At 73.4% G+C, this 15,342-nt stretch carries 9 protein-coding genes; 5 read left to right on the top strand and 4 right to left on the bottom strand.

What is annotated here, in order from left to right; genetic code table 11:
- The first annotated feature begins 200 nt into the window (after positions 1-200).
- From ACGFYP_RS21165 to ACGFYP_RS21145, 5 genes are all read left to right on the top strand, one after another.
- Positions 201-1,979, top strand: coding sequence for an ABC transporter ATP-binding protein (locus ACGFYP_RS21165; RefSeq protein ID WP_393495564.1), 1,779 nt, complete (start codon positions 201-203; stop codon positions 1,977-1,979).
- Positions 1,976-3,832: an ABC transporter ATP-binding protein gene (locus tag ACGFYP_RS21160; RefSeq protein ID WP_393495561.1), complete on the top strand. Its 1,857-nt coding sequence runs from the start codon at positions 1,976-1,978 to the stop codon at positions 3,830-3,832. Before ACGFYP_RS21165 ends, ACGFYP_RS21160 begins: the two co-directional genes overlap by 4 nt.
- 428 nt (positions 3,833-4,260) lie before the next feature.
- On the top strand, positions 4,261-6,291 hold the full coding sequence (locus ACGFYP_RS21155) for a M4 family metallopeptidase (RefSeq protein ID WP_393495558.1): 2,031 nt from the start codon (positions 4,261-4,263) through the stop codon (positions 6,289-6,291).
- Positions 6,292-6,366: 75 nt separating this feature from the next.
- Entirely contained in the window at positions 6,367-7,020 is a 654-nt protein-coding gene (locus tag ACGFYP_RS21150) for a response regulator (protein WP_393495555.1), read from the top strand.
- Positions 7,021-7,106: 86 nt separating this feature from the next.
- Positions 7,107-8,663, top strand: coding sequence for a sensor histidine kinase (locus ACGFYP_RS21145; protein WP_393495552.1), 1,557 nt, complete (start codon positions 7,107-7,109; stop codon positions 8,661-8,663).
- Positions 8,664-8,690: 27 nt separating this feature from the next.
- Here the strand turns inward: ACGFYP_RS21145 and ACGFYP_RS21140 are convergent, their stop codons facing one another.
- The 4 genes from ACGFYP_RS21140 to ACGFYP_RS21125 form a co-directional block, all read right to left on the bottom strand.
- The gene (locus tag ACGFYP_RS21140) at positions 8,691-9,908 is read right to left on the bottom strand and encodes an alginate lyase family protein (protein ID WP_393495548.1); all 1,218 of its coding nucleotides are present in this window, start codon (positions 9,906-9,908) and stop codon (positions 8,691-8,693) included.
- 115 nt (positions 9,909-10,023) lie between these two features.
- A complete protein-coding gene (glgP, locus tag ACGFYP_RS21135) occupies positions 10,024-12,636 on the bottom strand; it encodes an alpha-glucan family phosphorylase (protein WP_393495545.1) in 2,613 nt (870 codons plus the stop codon).
- Between the two features lie 140 nt (positions 12,637-12,776).
- Positions 12,777-14,153, bottom strand: coding sequence for an FAD-dependent monooxygenase (locus ACGFYP_RS21130; protein ID WP_393495542.1), 1,377 nt, complete (start codon positions 14,151-14,153; stop codon positions 12,777-12,779).
- Complete coding sequence (locus tag ACGFYP_RS21125) at positions 14,150-15,310, bottom strand: monodechloroaminopyrrolnitrin synthase PrnB family protein (RefSeq protein WP_393495538.1); 1,161 nt, start codon at positions 15,308-15,310, stop codon at positions 14,150-14,152. The genes ACGFYP_RS21130 and ACGFYP_RS21125 overlap by 4 nt, the downstream gene beginning before the upstream one ends.
- Between the last annotated feature and the right edge of the window lie 32 nt (positions 15,311-15,342).

Below are 15,342 nucleotides of genomic sequence, written 5' to 3'. Positions count from 1 at the left end.
GACCGGCCGCCGGGCGACATCGGCCATCGCGCTCGACCTGCGATCAACCGATCGGTGGATGGCCGGTACGACCCGGCCGGTGCGACCCCAGCCGGTACGACCGAGGCCACGCGGGCGGTCCGGGGGCAGGCCGGGGACCGTCCGGGGCGGGCGGAAAACCACATGAGCGGTGTCAGTGGTGAACCGTAGGCTCGGTCGTGATGCCCGGAGAAGATGTAGTCACCAAGAAGTCCGCCGTGCGGAACCTGCTGCGCCTGTGGCCGTACGTGCGCCCGGTCCAGGGGCGGTTGGCCACGGCCGCCGTGGTCGCGATCGTCGCCTCGTGTCTGTCGCTCGTCATCCCGCTCGTCCTGGAGTGGATGGTGGACGGGCCCGTCGCCGCGGGGGATCCCGGCGGGGTGTGGCTCGGGGCGCTGTACCTGCTGCTGCTCGGGATCGCGGAGGCCGTGCTCTTCGGGTACCGGCGGTGGCTGGTGGCCCGGCCGCTGGCCGGGGTCGAGGCGCGGATGCGGGCGGATCTGTTCGGCCGGTTGCAGCGGCTGCCGATCGCCTTCCACGACCGGTGGGCGTCGGGCCAGCTGCTCTCGCGCGGCACGACCGATCTGATGCTGGTCCGGATGTTCCTCGCCTTCCCGTTGACCTTCCTCGTCGTCAACGGCGTGACGATCCTGGTCGGTTACGTCCTGCTGCTCGCCCAGGACTGGACGCTCGGGCTCGTGCTGCTCACGCCCGTGATCCCGCTGGTGATCCTCTGCTCGCTCTTCGAGGCGAAGTACGCGGTCGTCGCGCGCCGCGCCCAGGACCAGGTCGGCGACCTGACGACCGTGGTCGAGGAGAGCGTCCTCGGCATCCGGATCGTGAAGGGCTTCGGGCGCCACCGCAGCCAGGCCCTCGCCTTCCGCGCGCTCGCCGAGCGGCTGCGCGGCACGGAGCTGGTCAAGGCGCGGCTGCTGGCCGGGATCTGGGCGCTCATCACGATCATCCCCGAGCTGTCGATCGGCGCCGCGCTCGTGCTCGGCACCGTCCAGGTCGCCGACGGGGACCTTTCGGCGGGCACGCTCGTCGCCTTCCTTTCGACCGCGCTCGCGCTGCGCTGGCCGGTGGAGTCGATCGGCTTCCTGCTCGCGATGAGCCAGGAGGCGGCGACGGCGACGGAACGGTACTTCGAGGTGATGGACGAGCCCGAGGAGACGCCGGGCCCGCCCGCCGCGGGACCGGGGTCCCCGTCCCCGGACGGGGTCCGGTTCGAGAACGTCACCTTCCGCTACCCGGACGCGCCCCCGGACGCCCCTCCCGTGCTCGACCGCGTCGACCTCCACATCCGTCCGGGCGAGACCCTCGCCCTGGTCGGCGCGACCGGTTCCGGCAAGACGACGCTCACCGCTCTCGTACCGCGACTGCACGAGGCGACCGGCGGGCGGATCCTGCTCGACGGCGAGGACGTCACGCTCATGGAGCGCGAACGGCTGCGCGCGCTCGTCGCGGTGGCCTTCGAGGAGCCCACCCTCTTCTCGGCGAGCGTCGGCGCGAACGTCCTGATGGGCGGTACGGAAGAGGCCGGAGATCCCGAGCTGTGGCGCGCGCTCGCCGTGGCCCAGGCGGACGGCTTCGTCGCGGCGCTGCCCGAGGGGGCGGCCACCCAGGTCGGCGAGCAGGGGCTGAGCCTCTCCGGCGGCCAGCGTCAGCGCCTCGCCCTGGCCCGCGCGGTCGTCGGCCGGCCCCGCTTCCTGGTCCTCGACGACCCGCTCTCCGCGCTCGACGTCCACACGGAGGCCCTGGTGGAGGCCGCCCTCCGCGAGGTCCTGCGCGACACGACGGCGCTGGTCGTGGCCCACCGGCCGTCGACCGTCCTGCTCGCGGACCGGGTGGCGCTCCTGTCGGAGGGCCGCGTCGCGGCGGTGGGCACCCACCACGAACTGCTCCGGAGCAACGCCGAGTACGCCTGGCTGATGTCGGGCGAGGGGGCTGAGACACGATGACGGATCCGAAGAAGGCGCCGGGCACCGACACGACCGCCGTCGACGGCGGCCCGGTCGCCGGCGACCCCTTCGACCAGGACGACCTGCCCACCGCCCCCGGTGCCACCGGGGCCCTGCTGCGGTCGCTGCTCTCCGCGCACCGGGCGCGGGTGGCCGTCGCCGCGCTCCTGCTGCTGCTCCAGCAGGCCGCCCTGCAGGCGGGTCCTCTGCTCGTCGCGTACGCCATCGACCGGGGCGTGCCGGCCTTCCGGGACGGGGACTACGGCCCCGTCGTGGCCGTCGCCCTCGGGTACCTGGTCTGCGCCCTGGCCGGTGGACTCCTCCAGTACCTCTTCCTGCGCCGCGCCGCCCGCGTCAACCAGGACGTGCTGCTCGACCTGCGCGGGCGGATCTTCCGTCACGCGCAGGTGCTCAGCGTCGACTTCCACGAGCGGTACACCTCGGGCCGGCTCATCTCCCGGTCCACCACCGACGTGGAGTCGCTGCGCGAGCTGCTCTCCGAGGGGCTCCAGGAGCTGATCGGGGTCGTCCTGGCGTTCGTGTACATCTCGGCGATGCTGCTCTGGCTGGACCTGGGCATCGGCGCGGTCGCGGTCGCCTCCTTCGTACCGCTGTATCTGCTGGTGCTGCTCTACCGGCGGCGGTCGGCGGTCGTCTTCGCCGAGCGGTCCACCGCCGTCGCGGGCGTGATCGTGAAGTTCGCGGAGACGATGAACGGGATCCGGCCGGTCCGGGCGTTCCGGCGGGAGCGGGCCAACGACGCCGAGTTCGCCGCGCTCAACCACCGGCACGAGCGCTCCAACGGCGACGCGCTCCTGGAGATGGCCCGCTATGTCGTCGGCTCCCGGCTCGTGGCGAACACGGCCGTGGCCGGGATGTGTCTGTGGGGCGCGTACCGGGTGGCGGGCGGGACGCTGGAGCTGGGTGTGCTCGCGGCGGCGGTGCTGTACATGCGGCGCCTCTACGACCCGATCGACCGGCTCGGGATGTTCCTCAACTCGTACCAGTCGGCGGCCGCGTCCCTCGGCAAGATCGCGGGCCTCCTCGCGCAGGAGCCCGGCGTCCCGGAGGCCGCCGCGCCGAAGGAGCTGCCGGCGAGCGGGGGCGGGCGCCCCGGCCGCGAGGTCGTCTTCGACGGGGTGCGGTTCGCGTACCGGACCGGTGGCGAGGTGCTCCCCCGCTTCGACCTGACGATCCCGGCGGGGCAGACGGTCGCGGTGGTCGGCTCCACGGGCGCGGGCAAGTCGACGCTCGCCAAGCTGCTCGCCCGGTTCTACGACCCGACGGAGGGCCGGGTGCTGCTCGACGGCGTCGACGTCCGCGACCTTGCGACGCCCGAGCTGCGGCGGGGCGTGGTGATGGTGACCCAGGAGGCGTTCCTGTTCTCCGGGACCGTCGCCGAGAACATCGCGATCGGGCGGCCGGACGCGACCCGGGAGGAGATCGAGCGGGCGGCGAAGGCGATCGGCGCGCACGACTTCATCGCGGGCCTTCCGGACGGCTACGACACGGACGTACGGAAGCGGGGCGGCCGGATCTCGGCGGGTCAGCGGCAGTTGGTGGCGTTCGCCCGCGCCCTGCTCGCGGACCCTGCGGTGCTGATCCTGGACGAGGCGACCAGCTCCCTGGACGTGCCGGGGGAACGGGCGGTGCAGCGGGCCATGGACACGGTGCTCGCGGGCCGCACGGCGGTGGTGATCGCCCACCGCCTGTCGACGGTCGAGATCGCGGACCGGGTGCTCGTGATGGAGGGCGGCCGGATCGTGGAGGACGGCACGCCCGGCGAACTCAGCGACGGCGAGGGCCGGTTCGCGGGGCTGCACCGGGCATGGCGGGACAGCCTGGTGGGATGAGGCGCTCTTCGTCGGGACATCGGCGTGCAGCACCTGGACGGCTGACCGCACGCCGTCCCGAGGGGTGGATCGGGGCGGGCGGAACCAGCCACGCCGGGGCGGGATCTCCGGGCGTGGCCGGTATCCGTCGTCGGGTGGCCCGCGCGCGGGCCTGCGAGCCACGCCCGACCCGGACGCCCTACGAATTCGGGCCGCGGCAAACGGCGTACGACCGTGCCGCCATGATCGACGAAACGTCCGGTTAACGAACGCGGCGGTTCGGGCTCCGGACGAATTCCGGCCAACTTGTTGACGCGCTCCTGACAGATGACCGTCACAGCTGCCACTCTCTCCCCGACTCGTAAGAGAGTTCGTGCTCCACAGCTCTGTTTGCACCGCCCGGACGACCCACCCAGCCGCCCGGTACCCCCCTCGCAAAAGGAGTCTGCGTGAGATCCACGCCCAGCCGTCGCGCCACCGCGACCGGCGCTCTGATCGCCGCCGCCGCCATGATCGCGGTCGGTGTCCAGTCGGGTTCCGCCACCGCGGCGGACGACCGGTGGACCGTCGGCCCGAAGGCTCAGGCCGCGGGTCAGGCCAACCCCGGCAAGCTCCCCGCCGACCTCTCCCCCGCCCAGCGCACCGCGCTGATACGCGCGGCCGACGCCGACAAGGCGGCCACCGCCAAGTCCCTCGGCCTCGGCGCCCAGGAGAAGCTCGTCGTCCGTGACGTGGTCCAGGACCGCGACGGCACGACCCACACGCGCTACGAGCGCACCTACGCCGGACTCCCGGTCCTCGGCGGCGACCTGGTCGTCCAGGAGACCAAGGCCGGCGTGACGCAGGGCGTCACCAAGGCCTCCCGCGCGGAGCTGAAGAACGTCGACACCACCGCCGACGTCGCCCCGGCCGCCGCCGAGAAGCAGGCGATCGGCGCCGCCGCCGCGGAGGGCTCGAAGAAGACCGCCGCCGAGCGCGCCCCGCGCAAGGTCGTCTGGATGGCGCAGGGTTCGCCCGTCCTCGCGTACGAGACCGTCGTCGGCGGCCTCCAGCACGACGGCACGCCGAACGAGCTGCACGTCGTCACCGACGCGAACAGCGGCGCGAAGCTGTACGAGTGGCAGGCCGTCCACACCGGCACCGGCAACACCCAGTACAGCGGCCAGGTGACGCTTGGCACCGCGCCCTCGTACACGCTGACCGACACCGGGCGCGGCAACCACAAGACGTACAACCTCAACCGCGGCACGTCCGGCACCGGGACGCTGTTCTCCGGCGCCGACGACATCTGGGGCGACGGCACCCCGCAGAACCTGGAGACCGCGGGCGCGGACGCGCACTTCGGCGCCGGGGTCACCTGGGACTACTACAAGAACGTGCACGGCCGCTCCGGAATCCGCGGTGACGGCGTCGGCGCGTACTCCCGGGTCCACTACGGCAACGCGTACGTCAACGCCTTCTGGCAGGACTCCTGCTTCTGCATGACGTACGGCGACGGCGCGGGCAACGCCAAGCCGCTCACCTCGATCGACGTGGCCGCGCACGAGATGACGCACGGCGTCACCTCCAACACCGCCGGCCTGGTCTACAGCGGCGAGTCCGGCGGTCTGAACGAGGCCACCTCCGACATCTTCGCGGCGGCCGTCGAGTTCTACGCCAACAACGCCTCGGACAAGGGCGACTACCTCGTCGGCGAGAAGATCGACATCCGTGGCAACGGCACCCCGCTGCGGTACATGGACAAGCCGAGCAAGGACGGCTCGTCCAAGGACGCCTGGTACTCGGGCATCGGCGGCATCGACGTCCACTACTCCTCGGGCCCGGCGAACCACTGGTTCTACCTGCTCTCCGAGGGCAGCGGCGCCAAGACCGTCAACGGCGTCAACTACGACTCGCCGACCTCCGACGGCCTGCCCGTCACCGGGATCGGCCGGGACAAGGCCGCGCTGATCTGGTTCAAGGCCCTGACCACGAAGTTCGGTTCCAACACGAACTACGCGGGTGCCCGTACGGGTACGGTCGCGGTCGCCACCGAGCTGTACGGCGCCGGCAGCCCCGAGGTCCTGGCCGTCGAGCACGCCTGGGCCGGCATCAACGTGGGCGCGCGCCCCGGCGGCGGCAACCCGCAGCCCGGCAAGGTCTTCGAGAACGCCGCTGACGTGTCCATCCCGGACAACGGCGCCGCGGTGACCTCGACGGTCAACGTCACCGGCATCACCGGTAACGCGCCGTCCACGCTCAAGGTGGACGTGAACATCGTCCACACCTACCGCGGTGACCTGATCGTGGACCTCGTCGCCCCCGACGGCTCCGTCTACAACCTGCACAACCGGTCCGGCGGCAGCGCCGACAACATCGTCCAGACCTACACCGTGAACGCCTCCTCGGAGGTCGCGAACGGCGCCTGGAAGCTCCGCGTCCAGGACAAGGCCTCGATCGACACCGGGTACATCAACAGCTTCAAGCTCACCTTCCCGTAACGGTCGGGTGAGTGAGGGGAAGCCCCGGGGGCAGCGGCCCCCGGGGCTTCCCCGCGTCTGCGTAGGGTTGCCCGCATGATCAGGGTGCTGCTCGCTGACGACGAGACGATGATCCGGGCCGGGGTGAAGGCCATCCTCGCCGCCGATCCCGGGATCGAGGTGGTCGCCGAGGCGGGTGACGGTCGGGAGGCGGTCGAGCTCGCGCGGCGGCATCTGCCGGACGTGGTCCTGCTCGACATCCGGATGCCGCGGCTCGACGGGCTCGGGGCGGCGGAGGAGCTGCGGCGCGCGGTGCCGGACGCGGCGGTCGTGATGCTGACGACGTTCTCGGAGGACGAGTACATCGCCCAGGCCCTCGGCTCGGGCGCCGCCGGGTTCCTGCTCAAGTCCGGCGATCCGAGGGAGCTGCTGGCGGGGGTACGGGCGGTGGCCGGCGGGGCCGCGTTCCTCTCCCCCGAGGTCACCCGGCGGGTCATCGCGCACCTGCCGACCGGCCGGATCTCGCGGGCGGCGGAGGCGCGGGAGCGCCTCGAACCGCTGACGGGACGGGAGCGCGAGGTCGTGGCCCTGGTCGGCGCGGGCCTCTCGAACGCGGAGATCGCGGCCCGGCTGTACGTCGTCGAGAGCACCGTGAAGGCCCACGTGAGCGCGGTCCTGGCCCGGCTCGGCCTGAAGAACCGGGTGCAGCTGGCGATCCTGGCGTACGAGGCGGGGTTGGTGGACGACTGACGCGGGGCTGGTGGACGACTGACCGGCCGCGCGGGCCCCACTTTCGTCGGGGGCGCTCAGCCGGCGTCGTCCGGCAAGCTGGTCGGATGCGCCGTGAACGACTCCGCGACCTGCTGCTCGACCTGGGCCTGTGGGGACTGCTCGCCACCCCCGTGCTGCTGCGGCTCGACCCGAACGACGGCGGTTCCTCGGGGCAGGTCGCCGTGGGGATCGCCGTGCTCGGCTCGGGCGTGGCGTGCTGCCGGGCCCTGCCGCTCGTCGCGCTGGCCCTCGCCGTCGCGCTGAGCCTCGCCACCTCGCCGGAGCTGTTCACCCCCGCGTACGCGCCCGCGCTCGTCGTCTTCGGCTATCTCGCCGGGCGCCGGCAGCGGCACACCCGGGGCGCGCTCGCGCTCTTCGCGGCGGTCGCGGTGCTCGGCTTCGCGCTCGTACCGCTCTCGGACGGAAACGTCTCCCAGGGGTTCACCGTCGTCCTCGTCCTCGCGCTCGCGATCGTCGCGCCGTGGCTGACCGGCCGGTACGTACGCCAGTACGCCCGGCTCGTCCGGGCGGGCTGGGAGCTGGCCGCCCGTATGGAGCACGAGCAGGCGGCCGTCGCGGACCGGGAGCGGCTGCGCGAGCGGTCGCGGATCGCGGGCGACATGCACGACTCGCTCGGCCACGACCTCGCGCTGATCGCGCTGCGGGCCGCCGCCCTGGAGGTCGATCCGGGGCTCGGCGCCCGGCAGCAGGAGGCGGCCGGGGAGCTGCGGGTCGCCGCCGCCGACGCGACGGCCCGGCTGCGGGACATCATCGGCGTGCTGCGGACGGACGAGGGGGGCGACGGAGAGCCGGGCGGCGCGCCGACCACTCCCGTCGGGGAGACGGTCGAGGAGGTCGTGGAGCGGGCCCGGGCGTCCGGGCTACGGGTGGAGCTGACGCGGCGGGGGCCGGACGGGGCGACCCCGCCGATGGTCGACCGGGCGGTCCACCGCCTGGTGGTGGAGTCCCTCACGAACGCCGCCAAGCACGCGCCCGGGGCCCCGGTCCGGGTCGCCTTGGAGCGTACGGCGGGCGCTGAGGGCACCGTCACGGTCGCCGTCTCGAACGGGCCCGCCGACGGTGAGCGTGGTGAGGCGTCCGGGGGTACCGGGCTCGTCGGGCTCGACGAGCGGGTGCGGCTGGCCGGCGGGCGGTTGACGCACGGGGCGCGGGCGGACGGCGGGTTCGTCGTGCGGGCGGTGCTGCCCCTGGAGCCCGGAACCCCCGCCACCGCCCCCGTACGGCCCCCCGCGCCCACCTCCGTACGGGAACGGGACCGGGCGCGGCGGGAGGTGCGGCGGGGGCTCGCGCAGGCGATCTGGATCCCGCTCGCGCTGGTCGCCGCGCTCGGTGTCGTCATGCTGGTCTTCGGGCTGTGGACGCAGTCCCGGTCCTTCCTCGACCGGGACGACTACGTCGAGCTCCGCGTCGGCGATCCGCTCTCCGCCGACGCCGAACGGCTTCCGCCGCATCCCCTGGACGGGCCGCCCGCCGACGCCCCGCCCGAGCCGCCCGGCATGGACCGCTGTCTGTACTACCGGGCGGCGATGACGGCCTCGGTGCCCGTCTACCGCCTCTGTCTGGTCGACGGGCGTCTGGCCGACAAGGCGATCGTCGGGTGAGCCGGCGTCAGGCCGGGTGAGCCCGCGTCAGCTCGGGTTCCCCGCGTGGGTCAGGGTCTCCCAGGAGACGAAGTAGTTGTCGGTGCCGGAGGGCCGGTGGGACTCGGTGTAGGTCTTGGTGTTGGTCATCGATATCCCCATGCGGCCGTTCAGCGCGTTGTACCCCATCTCGGTCACCCGCCCGAGGCCCGGCTTCACCGTGCCGCCGCAGAGCCAGGACGGGACCGCCGTGCCGTTCTCGTACTTGGTGTGGAGGCCCAGCGCGTGCCGCAGCCGCTCGGAGACCTGGGGGTAGAGGTCCGCGCCCTGGATCCGACTGGTCTCGGCGGTGTGGACGGCGGCGGCGAGGCCCCAGCCGGTGTGGCCGAAGTCCCGGCAGGTCTCCTGGGAGATGCCGTCGGCGAAGGTGGACTGGCCCTGCCAGTACTTCACGATCTCGTCGCGGGTGTCGATGGAGCTGTTCGGCGGCGGCTTCGGCGTGGCACCGTCCGAGGAGAGGTAGATGTAGGCGGGGACCCGGCCGAGGTAGGTCGTGACGGCCTTGTCGTAGGCCGCGCGGTCCTCCAGGTGGACCGCGATGCCGATCGCGGCCTCGGTCATGATGAGTTCCCAGTTGCCGTTCTTGGTCGCGGCGCCGTTGACGACCTCGGGCAGGTAGACGGTGCGCAGCATGGTCGCGAAGCGGCCCGAGTTGGCCCAGCCGCCGGTGTAGGTGTGCTTGATGATCTCGGCGGCGCGGGGCCAGGAGGAGCCCGACCAGCCGGTCTGGAGAGGGGCGTTGGAGTTGGTGTGGTCCTTGATCACGGCCGACCAGGCGTCCATGATCTCGATCGCCTTGCGGGCGTGGCGGTCGTCGCGGGTGATGTACCAGGCCAGCGCCTGGGTGTACGCGGCGACGGCGTCCTGCCGCTCGTCCGTGCAGCCGTAGTTGGGGTTGGAGGACGAGCCGCACTCGACGATCTCGCGCGGCTTGGGCACGCGGGTCAGGGAGGCGGATGAGCTCGCCATCATCTGGTCGTACGCGGCCTTCCAGGGCTGCGCGCCCGCCTGCACCTTCGAGCGTACGAAGTCGAGTTGAGGCCGGGAGACGACGACGCCGGGGTGGGTGAAGGCCGCGGGGGCGGCGACCCGTGCGGGAGCGACCTGCGCGGGGGCGGCCGGCTGCGAGGAGCCGGCGACGGCCGTCGGGGTGACGGTGACGGCGACGGCCGCCGCCAGGGCGAGAACCAGGGCTCTGAGGCGCATGTGGGGGGTGCCTTTCGTTCCTGTATGTGAACTCCGGGCGGAGTATTGAACTCCGCGTCGAGCGAGGAACTTAGAGGCACCCCATGGACACGTCAATACCCTGGTCCAGACCACCTCACCTCAGGAGCACCCCGGCCCCCTCCCCCGTGCACTCCGTCGGCAGGGTCACCAGACCCATCTCCGCCGCCGACGCCAGCAGCGGGTGGGCCGGAAGCACCCGGACCGTGCAGCCGAAGCAGCCCGTACGGTCCAGGACGAGCGAGCCCTCGTAGAGCTGCCTGCCCTCCAGGTCGGGTCCGCCCACCGGCTTCAGCACGCAGACCCTGGTCTCCACGAGCGCGTCGTCGGGGGTGACCCGGCCGGCCACCGCCTGCACCTCCACGTCGTCGGGCCCCAGTTCGCCGAGCGACACCCGGACCCGAACCGCCGCCGTCGCGCCGAGCTCCGCGTCCGCCAGGTCCTCGCCGAGCTCGCCCACCTCGATGTGGTCGAGGGCGACCTTCGGCCAGCCGCCCCGCACCCGGGACTTCCACGCCGCCAACTCCCGCGCGGCCGCCGGGACCAGCGCGCGGTGGGCCAGGGCCGCCGGGGCGTACAGCTTCTCCACGTACTCCCGCACCATGCGGTCGGCGAGCACCTTCGGGCCGAGGTCCCGCAGGGTCCTGCGAACCATCTCCGTCCAGCGGACCGGCACCCCGTCCGCGCCCCGGTCGTAGAAGCGGGGCGCGACCCGGCGCTCGATCAGCTCGTAGAGCGCGGCCGCCTCCAGGTCGTCGCGGCGCTCCTCGTCCGTCGCCGCCGCCCCGTCGGCCGTGGGGATCGCCCAGCCGAAGTCGGACTCGAACCACTCGTCCCACCAGCCGTCCAGGACCGAGAGGTTGAGGCAGCCGTTGAGTGCGGCCTTCATCCCGCTCGTGCCGCAGGCCTCCAGCGGACGCAGCGGGTTGTTGAGCCAGACGTCGCAGCCGGGGTAGAGCTTGCGCGCCATGGCCATGCCGTAGTCGGGCAGGAAGACGATCCGGTGCCGCACCCGGGGGTCGTCGGCGAACCGCACCAGCTCCTGCACGAGCCGCTTCCCGCCGTGGTCGGCCGGGTGCGCCTTGCCCGCCACGACGAGCTGCACGGGCCTCTCGGGGTGCAGCAGCAGCGCCCGCAGCCGGTCGGGATCGCGCAGCATCAGCGTGAGCCGCTTGTACGAGGGGACCCGGCGCGCGAAGCCGATGGTGAGCACGTCCGGGTCCAGGACCGTGTCGGTCCAGCCGAGTTCGGCGGCCCCGGCGCCGCGCTGCCGCCAGGAGTCCCGCACCCGTTCCCGTACCTCGGTCACGAGCTGTTCGCGCAGGGTCCGCCGCAGCTCCCACAGCTCCCGGTCGTCGGCCTCCTCGGCGCGGCGGCCGACCTCGGGGGCGGTCCAGGTCGGGGCGTGGACGCCGTTGGTGACGGAGCCGATCGGCACCTCCTCCGGGTCGAACCCCGGCCACAGGCCGCCGAACATGGCGCGGCTGACCGAGCCGTGGAGGGTGGAGACGCCGTTGGCCCGCTGGGCGAGCCGCAGGCCCATGGCGGCCATGTTGAAGAGCCCGGGTTCGCCGCCGAGCGGGGTCTCGTCACCGAGGGCGAGGATCCGGCCGACGTCGACGCCGGGCAGCTCGCCGTCCTCGCCGAGGTGGCGGGCGACGAGTCCGCGCTCGAAGCGGTCGATGCCGGCGGGGACGGGCGTGTGGGTGGTGAACACCGTCCCGGCACGGACGGTCTCCAGGGCCGCGTCGAAGTCCATCCCTTGCCCGTGGGGCCCCTCCCCCGCCAGTTCACGGATGCGTTCGAGGCCGAGGAAGCCCGCGTGGCCCTCGTTGGTGTGGAAGACCTCGGGCGCGGGGGTGCCGGTGAGCCGGCAGTAGGTGCGGACGGCGCGGACGCCGCCGATGCCGAGCAGCATCTCCTGGAGCAGCCGGTGCTCGCTGCCGCCGCCGTACAGCCGGTCGGTGACCTCGCGTTCGGCGGGCGCGTTGCCCTCGACGTCGGAGTCGAGCATGAGCAGCGGTACGCGGCCGACCTGCGCGGTCCAGATGTGGGCGTGCAGACCGCGGCCGCCGGGCAGCGCGAGGGTGACCCGGGCGGGCGTGCCGTCGCTCTCGCGGAGCAGGGTGACGGGCAGCTCGCCCGGGTCGAGGACGGGGTAGTGCTCCTGCTGCCAGCCCTCGCGGGAGAGCGACTGGCGGAAGTAGCCGTGTCGGTAGAGCAGGCCGACGGCGACGAGCGGGACGCCGAGGTCACTGGCGGCCTTGAGGTGGTCGCCGGCGAGGATGCCGAGACCTCCGGAGTACTGGGGCAGGGCCGCCGCCACCCCGAACTCGGGCGAGAAGTAGCCGACGCAGGCGGGCAGTCGCCCGCCCCGCGCCTGCCGGCCCTGCTGCTGTTCCTGGTACCAGCGGGGGGCGCGCAGATAGTGGTCGAGGTCCTCGGCCGCCGCGCGCAGCCGGGCCAGGAACTCCTGGTCCCCGGCGAGCGCGGCGAGCCGGGCGGCGGAGACGGAGCCCAGCAGCCGGACGGGGTCGAGGTCGTCGGCGCGGCGGTCGTCCGCGCGGCCGGCGTGGTCGGGGTCGACGGAGCGGAAGAGCTCGCGGGTCGGGTCGTGCCAGGACCAGCGCAGGTTCCGCGCCAGGTCGGTGAGGGGTCGAAGGGTGTCGGGGAGGACGGGACGCACGGTGAATCGACGGATTGCCTTCACGCGTTCCACCTTCGCAGGCGAGTACGGAGCGGAGCCGACGCACCACGCTGTGCAGCCGGTCTGTGCATCCACCGAAGGTAGGGCACCCCGCTCTCCCGGGCCACGGCGCGCGGGGGTGGTGCCGCGGCCCGGGAGGGGCGTCAGCGCGGCGCGCCGACCGGCAGGTCCCCGACGGGGAGCCGCACCTCGTAGGGCGAACCCTGGTTGACCGTGGTCGGGTCCGCGGCGCCCGTGGCGGCGTAGCGCGCGGCGATGTCGGCCAGTTCGGCGGCGGGAATCACCTGGTGGATGTCGGTGAAGCCGTGCGGGGACCGTTGGTGCGCCAGGTTGATGACGACCTCGGGGCCGAGCCGCCGGTTGGCGCGCTGCAGCTCGGTGGTGACGGGCCTGCGGGCCGCTTCGTAGGCGGCGAGTGCCTCGGCGGGGTCGCGGTGGAGCGCGAGGGCGTGCGCGAGGGCGCGCGCGTCGAGGATGGACTGCGAGGCGCCGTTGGAGCCGATCGGGTACATCGCGTGGGCCGCGTCGCCGATGAGGGTGGTCCTGCCGTGGGTCCAGCGCGCCAGGGGCTCGCGGTCGACCATCGGGTACTCGTGGGCGGTGGTCGCGGCGCGGAGCACCTCGGGGACGCTGATGCCGGCGAACTCCCAGCCCTCGTAGTGGTGCAGGAACGATTCCACCGGGACCGGTCGGTTCCAGTCGCCGAGGTAGCGCTCGTCCGCCGTCTCCGCCGGCCGGGCCAGGGCCCAGTTGACCAGGACCTCGCGGAAGGGGCCCGAGGGCCGGCTCATGGGATAGACGACGGCCTTCTGCCGGTCGTCGCCCGCGATGAGCATGAAGGTGCCGACGGACCGGGCGGGCATCCGGGAGACGCCCCGCCACACCAGCGTCCCGTTCCACGGCGGGGCGCCCTCGCCGGGGTTGAGCGCCGCCCGGACGGCCGAGCGGATGCCGTCGGCGCCGACGAGGACGTCCGGTTCGAGGGAGGCCCGGCCCCGGACGGCGCCGTCGCGGTGGACCAGCTGGATGCGAGGGCGGCCGTCGGGCAGCGGCTCCACGCCGGTCACCCGGACGCCGGTCACCAGGGCGGCGGCGCCCAGCCGTTCGCGTACCGCCTCTGCCAGGACCTCCTGGAGGTGGGCGCGGTGGATGGAGAGCTGGGGCCAGCGGTAGCCGGCGCCGAGGCCGCGGGGTTCGCGGGAGATCAGGCCGCCCGAGCGGTGGTAGTAGCGCAGTTCGCGGGTGCGCAGCGCCCCGGCTTCGAGGCGGGGCAGCAGGCCGAGGGCGTCCAGTTCGCGGACGGCGGCGGGCATCAGGTTGAGTCCCGCGCCGACCGGGCAGCTCTCGCGGACGGACTCCACGACGGTGACGCGGTCGAATCCGGCGGCGTGCAGGGCGAGTGCGGCGGTGAGCCCGGCGATGCCACCGCCCGCGACGACGACGTGGAGCAGCCCGCCGCCGGGCAGGTCGCGCCCGGCCTCGGGTGGGAGCGGGGAGGCGTTCGGGGGTGGGGACGTCATCGGACTCCCCCTCGCCGCGTGGAGGCATGGACCCCGTGGCCGGGCGCCCCCGACGCGCCCTGCGCCGCACGGCGCACCAGGGTGTCGTTGTCCCTCGTCAGGTCGAGTATCGAGCGCAGCAGGGCGACGGGCGCGCCGCCGCTCCCCTCCTCGTACAGCCGCACGTCCTCCGCGTAGGCCTTGCGGGCGATGCCGATGTGGCGGGCGCGGAAGGTCTTGAGGATCTTCAGGACGCGGCCGAGCGCGAGGGCGGAGGCGGCCAGTTGCGGGGGAAGCCGGTGGCCGCTCTCCCAACTGACGGCCGCCGAGAGCTTGCTGACGGCGGAGATCCCGCCGGCGTGCCGGGCGTGGAAGGCCCGCCAGGACGGCAGGCTGTACTCGACGGATTCGGCCAGGAACGCGTCGTAGGCCGGGTCGGAGCGGTCGCACTGCCAGAGCGTCAGGTCGACCAGCCAGAGGGGAACCTGGGCGGCGGCCGGGCCGAGGTACTCGCGCCCGGCGACCTCGACCTCCTCGAAGTACGGGCGCAGGGTCAGTGCGAAGTACTCCGGGCTGACGTGGGCGACGGTGAAGTCGATGGCGTCGACGATCGACTGGACGTGGTGGGCGATGCGGTCGAGGGCGACCGCGAAGCCGGGGTCGTACGGTTCGAGCGTCGCGAGCCGCGCGCAGCTGTCGAGGGCGGAGACGAGGCCGGGGAACGCCATCCGGACGGCGTCCTGGAGGCGGGCCTCCATGGCGTCGCCGGTGTACATGCGCTGGCGCGGTCCTGTCGGGTTCCACGTCGTGTAGTGGTGGACGGTGTCCCGGGGCACCATGTCCGTGCGCCGGCCGAGGAGTTCGAGGATCGGGAGGACCTCGGGGACGGCGGCCGTGGGCTGGATGCCGTGGCGTTTCAGCGAGCCGAGCAGGATGCCGAGGTCGCGCATGGCCGCGAGCGCGTCGATCACGCTCCACTCGGCGGCCAGTTCCCGCTCGGGGACCAGGGCCCGCAGGGCGACGGTCAGGGCGGCCGCGTCGCCGCGATCGTTCATGCCGGGCAACGCGGCGAGCAGTGCGTCTGCGCCGAGCGGGTCGGCGGCGCGTATGTCGGCTATGCGGTAACGCGGGTCTCCGCGTTCCTCCAGCCGGGGCGCGACAAGGTCGTACAGGGCCAACGGAATGCCCCCTCTGTTTTGGGGCTCGTTCA

Source organism: Streptomyces sp. NPDC048370 (assembly GCF_043200825.1).
In the GTDB taxonomy this organism is placed as follows: domain Bacteria; phylum Actinomycetota; class Actinomycetes; order Streptomycetales; family Streptomycetaceae; genus Streptomyces.
This window is presented reverse-complemented; position numbering and strand designations above follow the sequence as displayed.